The organism is Chiayiivirga flava (assembly GCF_014202825.1).
In the GTDB taxonomy this organism is placed as follows: domain Bacteria; phylum Pseudomonadota; class Gammaproteobacteria; order Xanthomonadales; family Xanthomonadaceae; genus Chiayiivirga; species Chiayiivirga flava.
Map to the genome: position 1 here is coordinate 228589 of NZ_JACHHP010000006.1, position 11671 is coordinate 240259.

General features: G+C 70.0%; 9 protein-coding genes. 3 read left to right on the plus strand and 6 right to left on the minus strand.

Translation table 11 applies throughout. The annotated features are described in order from the left end of the window. Positions 1-160: 160 nt before the first annotated feature. Positions 161-1228, plus strand: coding sequence for a GGDEF domain-containing protein (locus tag HNQ52_RS15370; RefSeq protein WP_183962061.1), 1068 nt, complete (start codon positions 161-163; stop codon positions 1226-1228). A gap of 16 nt (positions 1229-1244) precedes the next feature. On the opposite strand, the gene HNQ52_RS15375 is transcribed toward HNQ52_RS15370, so the two are convergent. Next, positions 1245-2129, minus strand: coding sequence for a LysR substrate-binding domain-containing protein (locus tag HNQ52_RS15375; RefSeq protein ID WP_183962062.1), 885 nt, complete (start codon positions 2127-2129; stop codon positions 1245-1247). A gap of 104 nt (positions 2130-2233) precedes the next feature. Here HNQ52_RS15375 and HNQ52_RS15380 point away from each other — a divergent pair, with 104 nt between their 5' ends. After that, complete coding sequence (locus HNQ52_RS15380) at positions 2234-3142, plus strand: DMT family transporter (protein WP_183962063.1); 909 nt, start codon at positions 2234-2236, stop codon at positions 3140-3142. Positions 3143-3146: 4 nt separating this feature from the next. Here the strand turns inward: HNQ52_RS15380 and HNQ52_RS15385 are convergent, their stop codons facing one another. The 5 genes from HNQ52_RS15385 to HNQ52_RS15405 all read right to left on the minus strand — a co-directional run bounded on the left by HNQ52_RS15385 (position 3147) and on the right by HNQ52_RS15405 (position 9870). Beyond that, a complete protein-coding gene (locus HNQ52_RS15385; RefSeq protein WP_183962064.1) occupies positions 3147-4430 on the minus strand; it encodes an MFS transporter in 1284 nt (427 codons plus the stop codon). A gap of 79 nt (positions 4431-4509) precedes the next feature. Further along, entirely contained in the window at positions 4510-4767 is a 258-nt protein-coding gene (locus tag HNQ52_RS15390) for a hypothetical protein (protein WP_183962065.1), read from the minus strand. Continuing rightward, on the minus strand, positions 4748-7114 hold the full coding sequence (locus HNQ52_RS15395; RefSeq protein WP_183962066.1) for an FdhF/YdeP family oxidoreductase: 2367 nt from the start codon (positions 7112-7114) through the stop codon (positions 4748-4750). Before HNQ52_RS15395 ends, HNQ52_RS15390 begins: the two co-directional genes overlap by 20 nt. Next, positions 7111-7983: a formate dehydrogenase accessory sulfurtransferase FdhD gene (gene fdhD, locus HNQ52_RS15400; protein ID WP_183962067.1), complete on the minus strand. Its 873-nt coding sequence runs from the start codon at positions 7981-7983 to the stop codon at positions 7111-7113. The genes HNQ52_RS15395 and fdhD overlap by 4 nt, the downstream gene beginning before the upstream one ends. A gap of 72 nt (positions 7984-8055) precedes the next feature. Further along, positions 8056-9870 (minus strand): ABCB family ABC transporter ATP-binding protein/permease, encoded by a 1815-nt coding sequence (locus HNQ52_RS15405; protein WP_183962068.1) that lies wholly within the window; start codon positions 9868-9870, stop codon positions 8056-8058. 325 nt (positions 9871-10195) lie between these two features. On the opposite strand from HNQ52_RS15405, the gene HNQ52_RS15410 reads away from it, so the two are divergent. Then, complete coding sequence (locus tag HNQ52_RS15410) at positions 10196-11449, plus strand: multidrug effflux MFS transporter (protein WP_183962069.1); 1254 nt, start codon at positions 10196-10198, stop codon at positions 11447-11449. The last annotated feature ends 222 nt before the right edge of the window (positions 11450-11671 follow it).

Consider the following 11671-nt stretch of genomic DNA (forward strand, 5'->3'; position numbering starts at 1 on the left):
CGACATCGACGCCGCGCGCATGCGCCGGCGGGGCGGCCAGCTTAGCGCGAAGATGCCGTGTCACGGCATCGACGCGCGCAATGCGCTCGCCGCACCGCCCGGCCGACCCTGCGATCGACGATGGCACAATGCGCACCTGGCCCGACACGCGCACACCGCGATGATTCCACCGAAGAAGCCGGACAACGAAATCGCGCGCCTCGCCGCGCTGCACAGTTACGACATTCTCGACACGCTGCCGGAGCAGTCCTACGACGATCTGCTCCGCATCGCCGCCGGCATCTGCCGCACGCCGATGGGCGCGGTGACGCTGGTCGACGACTCGCGCCAATGGTTCAAGGCGCGCCTGGGCGTCGCGGTGGAGGAAACCCCGCGCGATGTCGCGTTCTGCGGCCATGCGATCCTCGTTCCGGACGAGGTGATGGTGGTGCCGGACGCGCGCAGCGATGCGCGCTTCCACGACAACCCGCTGGTCAGCGGCGATCCGCGGATCCGCTTCTACGCCGGTGCCCCGGTGATCGCTGGCGGCGAGGCCGTCGGGACGATGTGCGTGTTCGACGACGTGCCGCACGAACTGTCGCAGGCCGAGCGGGAAGCGCTGCAGAGTCTCGCGCGCCAGGTCTCGGTGCTGCTCGATGCGCGCCGCCACGCGCGCATCCTCGGCCACCACCTGCGCGAGCGCGACTGGTACGAACAGCAGCTGCTGCAGTACCAGGCGCAACTCGAAGCGCACAACGCCGATCTCGCCGAACTCAGCCGCACCGATGCGCTGACCGGCCTGCCGAACCGGCGCGCGTTCGATGCAGCGCTGCAGGCCGCGACCGGACGCACGGGCGATGCGGGTGGCCTTGCCGTCGCGCTGATCGACATCGATCACTTCAAGACCATCAACGACCTGCACGGGCATCCGGTCGGCGATCAGGTGCTTGCCGCCGTGGCGCAGGTGCTGCGCGCCAGCGCCGGCAGCGCAGCGACGGTGGCGCGCTACGGCGGCGAGGAGTTTGCGCTGCTGCTGCACGTGACCGATGCCGGCGCGGCCGAGCTGCAGGCGCAGTATGTGCGCGAGGCGGTGCAGAACCTGCCGATCGGCTTTCCGGTGACGGTGAGCATCGGGCTGGCGCTGCGGCGCGGCGACGCCACGCCCGCCGCGCTGCTCGACCGCGCCGATCGCGCGCTGTACGCCGCCAAGCGCGGTGGACGCAACCGCGTCGAACTGGCGGGCGAATGAGTGCGCGCTGCGCGCGTCACTCGCGCTCGAGCGACAGCAGCCAGTCGACGAAGCAGCGCGCGGCCGGCCGCAGCCGCCGGTGCGACGGGTACACCACGAAATACTCGAATCGCGTCTTCAGCCGCGGACCGGGCAGCGGCACCAGACGGTGCCCGGCAAGATAGGGCGTGACGATGCGCTCGCGTGCCAGCGCAACGCCCAGGCCGTGTGCGGCGGCGTTCATTGCCGCTGTCGAATCGCTGAACACGTAGCGTTCGTCCAGATGCGCACCGTGCACGTCGGCGGCGCGGAACCAGTCGGCCCAGCCCTGGCGTGCGAGATCCGAGACCAGCGGCAGCGCCGCGATCTGCGCCGGCGTGCGCACCTGCGCGATGCCGGGAAACTGCGGTGACGCCACCGGAAACAGCGTGTCGCCCATCAGATGGTGGGCGGTGAGTCCGGGCCAGTGGCCTTGGCCGTGGCGGATGCCGAGGTCCGGACCGCCCTGGTCGAAACGCGTGAGCGCCACCTCGGTGTCGACGGTGAGCTGGATGCGCGGATGCAGCGCGGCGAAGGCCGGCAGGCGCGGCAGCAGCCAGCTGTGCGTCCACGAGTGCAGTGTGGTGATGCGCACGCGGTTGCGTTCGGCGTCGGCGGCGCGCAGGTCGCTCAGCACGCTTTCCATGTCGGCGAGCGCGCTGCCGGCGGCGTCGGCCAGCTGGCGGCCCTCGGCCGTGAGCGAAACGCCGCGCGCGTGGCGCTGGAACAATGCCACGCCCAGGCGCGATTCGAGCTTGCGCACATGGTGGCTCACGGCACTCGCGGTGAGGTGCAGTTCCTCGGCGGCGTGCGCGAAATTCTGGTGGCGCGCGGCGGTCTCGAACGCGGCGAGGGCGGGCAGCCAGTCCGGACGCAGGGTCATGACGAGCCTCAAATCCTGTTTGTGTCTGGCTGCAAAAGTATCCGCTTTGCCGCCGCGCTGCCACGGCGGAGAATGTCGCACCTCACCCCTTCGGATCGTCCCCGATGCGCGCCGCCGATATCCATGCCGTGCTCCCCGTCCCCGCCGACAACGGCGCGCTTGCCGCATGGCGCACGCCGTTCGAACTGTGCCTGCTGGGCGCCATCTGGGGCGCGTCGTTCATGTTCATGCGCGTCGCGGCGCCGGAGTTCGGTACCGTGCCGCTGGTCGAAATGCGCCTCGGACTCGGTGCGCTGATCCTGCTGCCGTTCCTGTGGCAGGCACGCGCGAAATTCACGCCGCGGCGGTGGCCGATGCTGGCATTGATCGGAGCGATCAATTCCGCCGTGCCGTTTGCCCTGTTCGCGTGGGCCGCGCAGCGCGCGCCGGCCGGGATCGGCGCGATCACCAACAGCATGGCGGTGCTGTTCACCGCCCTGGTGGGCTTCCTCTTCTATCGCGAAACCATCGGCACCCGACGCGGCATCGCGTTGCTGGCCGGGTTCGCGGGTGTGGTGGTCCTGGCCAGCGGCAAGGTGGCCGGCGCGAGCGTGGGCTGGGCGGCGGCGGCCGGTTGCGCGGCGGCCTTCCTCTACGGCGTCGGCGCGCACCTGGTGAAGCGGCATCTGTCCGATCTTCCGCCGGCGGCGTCGGCCGCGGCCACGTTGGCGTTCGCCGCCGTCGTGGTGTTGCCGTTCGCGATCGCGCAATGGCCCGAGCAGGTCATCTCGCAGCGTGCCTGGGGCGCAGCCGTGCTGATCGGCGTGCTGTGCACCGGCGTCGCATACGCGATGTACTACCGCCTGGTGCAGCGCATCGGCGCGGGGCGCGCGGTGATGGTGACCTATCTCGTGCCGCTGTTTGCGGTGGCGTGGGCGTGGCTGCTGCTGGGCGAGGCGCTGACGCTGACGATGGGCATCGCCGGCGCGCTGATCCTCGGCAGCGTGGCGCTCAGCCAGCGGGCGCCGCGCTGAGTGCTCAGTCGCGCGTGTGGCGCATGCCGCCGCCGACCGCAAGCAGCGCCACCAGCGTCACCAGCGCGGCCGCGGTGAGGTAGTAACCCACCGCGGCGATGCCGTACTCGCGCGCCAGCCAGGTGGCCGCGTAGGGCGCGAGCGAGGCGCCGAAGATGCCGGCGAGGTTGAAGGTCAGCGAGGCGCCGGTGTACCGCACCGGCGTCGGGAACAGCTCGGCGAGCGCGGTGCCGAGCGGGCCGTAGGTCAGGCCCATCAGGCCCAGGCCGAGCGCCAGGAACGCGATCACAGCGATCGCGTTTCCGGCCGCGAACAATGGCGCAAACATCAGTCCGAACGCGGCGATGGCGAGCGTGGCGACGATCAGCACGCGACGCCGCCCGTACCGGTCCGCCGTGAGTGCCGACAGCGGAATGGTGGCCGCGAACGCCAGCACGCCGATCATCTGCAGCTGCAGGAAGGTCTCGCGCGTGTAGCCGAGCGCGCTCGTGCCCCAGCTCAGCGTGAACACGGTCATGAGATAGAACAGCACGAAGGTCGCCATCGCCGCGAACGTGCCCGCGATCAGCGCGCGCGGATGCTGCCGGACCACGGTCGCCATCGGCAGCTTCACGCGTTCGTCGTTCGCGATCGCGCGCCGGAACGACGGCGTCTCGTGGATGCGCAGCCGCACCCACAGGCCGACGAACACCAGCACCGCGCTCGCGAGGAACGGCACGCGCCAGCCCCAGGCGAAGAACTGCGCATCGTCGAGCACGTCGGTCAGCAGCAGGAAGATGCCGGTCGAGCACAGGAAGCCGATCGGCGCGCCGAGCTGCGGGAACATGCCGTACCACGCGCGCTTGCCGGGCGGCGCGTTTTCGGTGGCGAGCAGCACCGCGCCGCCCCATTCGCCGCCGAGTCCCAGGCCCTGGCCGAAGCGGCACAGCGCCAGCAGCAACGGCGCGGCCACGCCGATCGAGGCGTACGTCGGCAGCAGGCCGATGAATACGGTCGACAGTCCCATCGTCAGCAGCGCGGCCACCAGCGTCGCCTTGCGCCCGACGCGATCGCCGAAATGCCCGAACAGCGCCGAGCCGATGGGCCGGGCAAAAAACGCCAGCGCAAACGTGGCGAGCGACTGCAGCGTGGACGAGGTCGGGTCGCCGGCGGGGAAGAACAGCGCCGGGAACACCAGCACCGCGGCGGTGGCGTAGATGTAGAAATCGAAGAACTCGATGGTGGTGCCGATGAGGCTGGCGAACAGCACGCGGGCGGGGGAGTTGGCGGGTGCGGCCGTGGTCGTCATCGGCGGGTCGGATGGGGTGCGATGCGCGATTCTGTCAGAAGCCGGCGCCGCGCGACGGCGGCTCCGGCAACGACCGCGATCAGCCGGTCGCCGACCCGTCGTCGCCGCGCACGCGCAGCGCGACCGACAGCGCACCGCGCGCCTCCACGCGCACCAGCCCTTCGCCGCGCGTGCTGCCGATCGCATCCTCGCCGAGCCACGCCAGCGCACGCAGCAGCACACTCATGCGCACCCCCAGACGCTTGCACAGTTTCGGCAGCGAGACGCCGTCCGGCGCGTCGGCGAGCGCGGCGAGAATGGCCGCGCGCAGCGCCGGGTCAGGGGACGAGGGAGGCATCGATCCGGCGCGACGCCGCGTCTGACTCCGGCACATGCGGCAGCACGATCACCGGGATCGATTTGGACGTCGGCGTACGCGCCTCGTCGGCGAAGCTCGACAGCGGCACCAGCGCATTCGTCTCCGGGTAGTACGCGGCCAGACAGCCGCGCGGGATGTCGTAGTCCACCAGCAGGAAACCGTTCGCCTCGCGTTTCACGCCGTCCTCGGCGACGCTCCGCAGGTCGACCCGGTCGCCCGCCGCCAGGCCCAGCGCCGCGATGTCCGCGCCGTTGGCGAACAGCACCCTGCGTTCGCCGAATACGCCGCGGTAGCGGTCGTCCATGCCGTAGACCGTGGTGTTGTACTGATCGTGCGAACGCACGGTCGCAAGCAGGAACACCGGCTCCTCGCGCGATCTGCGCGCGCGGTGGATCGGCGCATCGGTCGGCACCGCGTGGGTGTGGAACACGGCCTTGCCGGCCGCGTTCGCCCAGCGCCGTTCCGCGGCCGTGTTGGGCAGGCGGAAGCCGCCCGGCACGCGCACGCGTGCGTTGAAATCGTGGAAGTCGTCGAAGGTGCGCGCGATGGCGTCGCGGATGCGATCGTAGTCGTCGATCAGCGCCAGCCACGGTACCTTCGAGCGTGCGCCGAGCGTGGCGTGAGCGAGGCGCGCGACGATCGCGGGCTCGGACAGCAGGTCCGGCGCGGCCGGCGCGTTGATGCCGCCGGACAGGTGCACCATGCTCATCGAATCCTCCACCGTCACCTGCTGCGGACCGGTGGCCTGCATGTCGATCTCTGTGCGGCCCAGGCACGGCAGGATCAGCGCCTCGCGTCCGTGCACCAGGTGGCTGCGGTTGAGCTTGGTGGTGACGTGCACGGTGAGGTCGCAGCGGCGCAGCGCGCGGTGCGTGGCCTCGGTGTCCGGCGTGGCGGTGGCGAAGTTGCCGCCGAGGCCGAAGAAGACCTTGCCCGTGCCCGCGAGCATGGCTTCGATGGCGCCGACGGTGTCGACCCCGTGTTCGCGCGGCGGTTCGAAGCCGAACACGTCGCGCAGGCGGTCGAGGAAGGCCTGCGGCGGCTTTTCGGAGATCATCATCGTGCGGTCGCCCTGCACGTTGCTGTGCCCGCGCACCGGGCACGCACCGGCGCCGGGTCGGCCGAGATTGCCGCGTAGCAGCAGCAGGTTGACGATCATCTGGATCGTCGCGACCGAATGCTTGTGCTGGGTGATGCCCATGCCCCAGCAGCAGATCACGCGCTCCGACGCGATGTAGATCTCCGCAACGCGACGCATCTGCGCGCGCGTGAGGCCGGACTCGGCCTCGATCACCGCCCAGGATTCGGCCGCGACGTCCGCGGCGAAGGTCTCGAAGTCCGCGGTGTGCTCGGCGATGAACTCCCGATCGAGCACGCCCGACTGGCCATCGCGCAAACGCTGCGCATCGATCTCGAGCACGTGGCGGATCACGCCCTTCACCGCCGCGAGATCGCCGCCGATGCGCAGCTGCAGATAGTCCGATGAGATCGTCGTCGAGCCGCCGCTGAGCATTTGCAGCGGGTCCTGCGGATCGGCGAATTTCTCGAGCCCGCGCTCGCGCAGCGGATTGAACGAGACGATCGCACAGCCGCGCTTTGCGGCGCGGCGCAATTCGCCGAGCATGCGCGGATGGTTGGTGCCCGGGTTCTGGCCGAAGATGAAGATCGCGTCGGCCAGTTCGAAGTCGTGCAGCGACACCGTGCCCTTGGCGACGCCGATCTGCCGCTTGAGCGCGATGCCGGACGGCTCGTGGCACATGTTGGAGCAGTCGGGGAAGTTGTTGGTGCCGAACTCGCGCACGAACAGCTGGTACAGGAACGCGGCTTCGTTGCTGGTGCGGCCGGAGGTGTAGAAGATCGCCTCGTCGGGCGAGGCGAGGGCGTTGAGCCGCGTTGCGATCAGCGCGAAGGCCTCGTCCCACGTCACGGGCAGGTACCTGTCGCTGGCCGCATCCAGGCGCATCGGATGCGTCAGTCGGCCCTGCTGTTCGAGCCAGAAGTCGCTGTGCCGCGCGAGCTGCGCCACGGTGTGGCGTTCGAACAGGTCCGGCGTGGCGCGATGGCGCGTGGCTTCGGCCGCGACGGCCTTGGCGCCGTTCTCGCAGAATTCGAACGTGGAGGTGTGGTCGCGATCGGGCCAGGCGCAGCCGGGACAGTCGAAGCCGTCCGGCTGGTTGACCGCGAGCAGCGTTTTGGCGCCGCGCACCGGCACGCCCTGTTCCGTGAGATGTTTCGCCACGCTGCGCAGCGCGCCCCAGCCGCCGGCGGGGCCGTCGTAGGGGCGGATCGGGGTCGGATTCGCGTCCGGTTCGTCGTGTGCGTTCATCGGCGTGCCTCCGGTGCGTGCCGCGCGCGCGGTGCTGCGGTCGAGCCGTCGAGCCGTCGCGGGTGCGTGTAGACCACATGGTCCGCGTCGCGCGCAAACCCGATCAGGGTGAGTCCGGCCGAGTCCGCGAGCGCGATCGCGAGCGAGGTCGGCGCGGAAATCGCGGCCAGCAGCTCGATGCCGGCGCGAGCGCTCTTGAGCGCCATTTCGTAGCTTGCACGGCTGGTGACGACGGCGAAACCGGTGCGCGGATCGATGCCGGCGCGGTGCAGGCCGCCGATGCATTTGTCGAGCGCGTTGTGGCGCCCCACGTCCTCGTGCGCGAGCGCGAGCGCGCCGTCCGGCGTGGCCCAGCCGGCGGCATGCGTGGCGCCGGTGGCGGTGTTGATGGGTTGGCGCCGATGCAGCGCGTCGAGCGCGCGGCGCAGCGCGCCGGGCTCGATGCGCAGCCGATCCGCGACCGGCGGCGGCGGTTGCAGCACGGCCTCGATCGACGCGTTGCCGCACAGCCCGCAGCCGCTGCGACCCTGCAGGTTGCGGCGGCGCCGCTGCAGCTGCTGCGCCGCTGCATCCGGCACGCGCAACCGCACCACCGCGCCGTCCAGATGCACTTGCACCGCCTCGACGCGCACATCGGACGGGGAAGCGACGATGCCTTCGCTCAGCGAGAACCCGAGCGCAAGTTCGTCGAGCTCGAGCGGTGTCGCCATCAACACCGCGAACGGCGTGCCGTTGTACTCGAGCGCGATCGGCACCTCGTCGGCCACGGCATCGAGCGCCAGCGTCGCATGCGCGCCGCGGGTACGGCGCACCCGCCGTTCGACGGCGCCGGGAACAAGAACTGCGGCCATGGAAGCGTCGTCCGTCATCGAGGATCCAAGTGTGCGCTCCGCGGCCTGCACGTGCAGCAAACGCGGCGATGCGCCGTTCGCGCACGCCGCTCAGTCCGTGGCAACGCGCTCTTCGTCCTCCTGCTGCTGCAGCCGCCACATCTGCGCGTACGGCCCGTTCGCGCGCAGCAGCTGCGCGTGCGTTCCGCGTTCGACGATGCGCCCGCCGTCCAGCACGAGGATGCTGTCGGCGTTCATCACGGTGGACAGGCGGTGCGCGATGACGAGCGCGGTGCGGTCCTGCGCGATGCGGTCGATCTCGGCCTGAATCGCCTGTTCGGATTTGGAATCCAGCGCCGAGGTCGCTTCGTCGAACACCAGGATGGCGGGATTCTTCAGCAGTGCGCGCGCGATCGCGACGCGCTGTTTTTCGCCGCCCGACAGTTTCAGTCCGCGCTCGCCGACATCGCTCTCGTAGCCGTCCGGCAGCGACTCGATGAACGCGTGGATGTGCGCCGCGCGCGCGGCGGCGATGACATCCTCCCGCGTGGCGTCGGGCCGCCCGTAGCGGATGTTGTAGAAGATCGTGTCGTTGAACAGCACCGTGTCCTGCGGAACGATGCCGATGGCCGCACGTACCGACTGCTGGGTGGCATCGCGCACGTCGATGCCGTCGATCGTGATGCGGCCGCTGTCCACGTCGTAGAAGCGGAACAGCAGCCGCGAGAGCGTCGATTTGCCCGATCCCGAATGGCCCACCACCGCCACGGTGTGACCGGGACGGATCTCGAAATCCACGTCGTGCAGGATCTGCCGGCGCGCGTCGTAGCCGAAGCCCACGTGCTCGAAGCGCACCCACGGATTGCGCGTGGCCAGCGGCACGGCGTCCGCACGGTCGCGGATGTCCAGCGACTCGTCGAGCAGGCCGAACAGGCGTTCCATGTTGGTCAGCGCCTGCTTCACTTCGCGGTAGACCATGCCGAGGAAGTTCAGCGGCGCGGCGAGCTGCAGCAGGTAGGCGTTGACCAGCACGAGGTCGCCGAGCGTCATGCGCCCGGCCACGACGCCGTCGGCCGCGCGCCACATCATGGCGGTCACGCCGAGCGCGATGATCAAACTCTGGCCGGTGTTGAGCGCCGCCAGCGTCTTGAGGCTGCGCACCGTGGTGTCCTCGAGCCGGACCAGGTTCTCGTCGTAGCGCCGCGCCTCGTGTTCCTCGTTTCCGAAGTACTTCACCGTCTCGTAGTTGAGCAGCGAATCGACCGCGCGTTCGTTGGCGTGCGTGTCGGCCTCCACGGCGGCGCGGTAGTAGCGCGTGCGCCATTCGGTGACGGTGAAGGTGAAGGCGATGTAGGCCAGCAATGTGCCGAGGGTGATCGCAGCGAAGACCCAGTCGTAGGCCAGCGCGAGAATCACGGTCACCAGGGCGATTTCGACGAGCGTCGGCAGGATGGTGTAGATCGACCAGTCGAGCAGGTCGGCGATGGACGTGCCGCCGCGCTCCACGTCGCGCGCCACGCCGCCGGTGCGGCGGGCAAGATGGAACCGCATCGACAGCGCATGCAGATGGCGGAACACCTTCAGCGTGATCTGGCGCGACACGCGGGCCATCACGCGCGCGAACACGAGCTGGCGCAGTTCGGTGAACAGCGTGGTGCCGACCTTGGCCGCGCCGTAGGCCAGCAGCAGCCCGACCGGCAACGCCAGCAGCGACGGCGGCACGTCGAGGCCGTCGACGATGCGCTTGAGGACCGCGGGCGCGACCACGCCCGCGAGCTTGGCCGCCAGCATCAGCGCCAGCGCCAGCGCAATGCGCCAGCGGAACTCCCACAGGTACGGCAGCAGCGAACGCAGCACGCTCCAGGTTTGCGAGGAGGGGTTGGTCGGTGCGGCGACCTGGGTGGCGTCGTCGGGCGTTGTGCTCATTCGACGGCCATGATGGTGGCCCGGTGGATGGCAATCAATCGTTCGCTCGCGTGATCCGGCAGCCGCGGCGGGATGTGCGTCCGCGTCGTGCCGAGGACCCCCTTCCGCCTGCCGGCACCTTCCCCCGCTGTGCGGGAGAAGGGACGCTTCGCTGTAGGCCGCATGCAGGTGGAGCGTCTAGGATCAACCGGGCGAGAAACGAAGGAGTCCTTCTCCCGCACAGCGGGGGAAGGTGCCGGCAGGCGGAAGGGGGTGCTTCGCCCAAAGCAAGCGCCCATCCACACCGCCACTGCTACAGTGCTCGCCCCTCCGAGCCGCACCACCCATGCCGTCACTCGCCCCCAGCGCACGCCTCCGCCTTGCCCTGCTGCTCGGTGCGCTGGCGATGTTCGGTCCGTTCGCGATCGACACGATCTTCCCCGCCTTCCCCGAGATCGAACGCGACTTCGCCGTGTCCGCCGCAGCGATGCAGCAGACCATCAGCGTCTACCTGCTCGCGTACGCGCTCGTCAGCATCTTCCACGGGCCGATATCCGACGCCCGCGGGCGCAAGCCGGTCATCCTGTGGGGTGTGGTGGTGTTCGCGCTCGCGAGCGTCGGCGCCGCGCTGGCGCAGACGCTGCCGCAGCTGCTGGCGGCGCGGGCGGTGCAGGGCATGTCGGCCGGTGCCGGCCTGATCGTCGGACGCGCCATCATCCGCGATTGCCTGGACGGCCACGACGCGCAGCGGTTGATGTCGCAGGTCACGATGATCTTCAGCGTGGCGCCGGCGATCGCGCCGATCTTCGGCGGCTGGATCATGGGCTGGTCGCAGTGGCGCACGATCTTCTGGAGCCTGAGCGCGTTCTCCGCGGTGTTGCTGCTGCTGTGCCTGCTATGGCTGCCGGAGACGCATCCGCCGGCCAACCGCGTTGCGCTGAAGTTCGGGCCGCTGTTCCGCGGCAGCTGGGCGATCGCGCGCAACCGTCGCTTCCTGCTGCTGTCGTTTGCCGGCTGCATGAGTTTCGGCGCGCTGTTCCTGTATATCGCGTCGGCGCCGGTGTTCGTGCTCGATATCCTGAAGCTCAACCAGCAGCAGTTCGGCTGGTTCTTCGTGCCGACGATCGTGGGCATGATGCTGGGGGCGTTCGCGTCGGGCCGCATGGCCGGGCGGTTGAGCCAGGCGGCCACGGCCGGGCTCGGCTTCGGCGTCAGCATCGCGGCCGCCGCGATCAACGTGGCCTACAACCTGCTGGTCGATGCGCCGGGGCTGCCGTGGGCGGTCCTGCCGATGGCATTGAATGCCTTCGGCATCGCGCTGGTGTTCCCGATCGTCACGCTCGCGATCCTCGACCTGTATCCGCGCCAGCGCGGGGCCGCTTCGTCGATGCAGGCGTTCGTGGGGCTCACCTTCAATGCCGCGCTGGCGGGACTGGTGTCGCCGCTGGCGAGCCGCGGCGGCGCGACGACACTCGCGTTCGGCGGGGCGGGGTTGAGTGTCGCGGCGTGGATCGTGTGGCGCATCTATCGCAGCGAGGTGAAGCGCGAGCCGGATGCTGCGTTGCGTCCGAGCGGACTGGAGCCGACCGAGCATCTGTGAGGCGTCACCGCCCACTCGCGACGCTCGCGCCTTTCCTTCTCCCGCCGGGAGAAGGTGCCGAAGGCGGATGAGGGACGGGCCCGGCAGCCGGCGAAGACCCGCGTCGACGCGCGATCGCAACACGCGTCCCTTATGTCTTCGCCCCTCGCTATTGTCGAGGTGCCGAGAGCCGGCCAGCCCACCCGATAGACCCTGGGTCTTGCGACCGTGGATGAGCCTGGG

Excerpts from the sequence above, each read along its gene's own strand:
- HNQ52_RS15370 (WP_183962061.1), top strand. The coding sequence starts at position 161 with ATGATTCCACCGAAGAAGCCGGACAACGAAATCGCGCGCCTCGCCGCG.
- HNQ52_RS15375 (WP_183962062.1), bottom strand. The coding sequence starts at position 2,129 with ATGACCCTGCGTCCGGACTGGCTGCCCGCCCTCGCCGCGTTCGAGACC.
- HNQ52_RS15380 (WP_183962063.1), top strand. The coding sequence starts at position 2,234 with ATGCGCGCCGCCGATATCCATGCCGTGCTCCCCGTCCCCGCCGACAAC.
- HNQ52_RS15385 (WP_183962064.1), bottom strand. The coding sequence starts at position 4,430 with ATGACGACCACGGCCGCACCCGCCAACTCCCCCGCCCGCGTGCTGTTC.
- HNQ52_RS15390 (WP_183962065.1), bottom strand. The coding sequence starts at position 4,767 with ATGCCTCCCTCGTCCCCTGACCCGGCGCTGCGCGCGGCCATTCTCGCC.
- HNQ52_RS15395 (WP_183962066.1), bottom strand. The coding sequence starts at position 7,114 with ATGAACGCACACGACGAACCGGACGCGAATCCGACCCCGATCCGCCCC.
- fdhD (WP_183962067.1), bottom strand. The coding sequence starts at position 7,983 with ATGACGGACGACGCTTCCATGGCCGCAGTTCTTGTTCCCGGCGCCGTC.
- HNQ52_RS15405 (WP_183962068.1), bottom strand. The coding sequence starts at position 9,870 with ATGAGCACAACGCCCGACGACGCCACCCAGGTCGCCGCACCGACCAAC.
- HNQ52_RS15410 (WP_183962069.1), top strand. The coding sequence starts at position 10,196 with ATGCCGTCACTCGCCCCCAGCGCACGCCTCCGCCTTGCCCTGCTGCTC.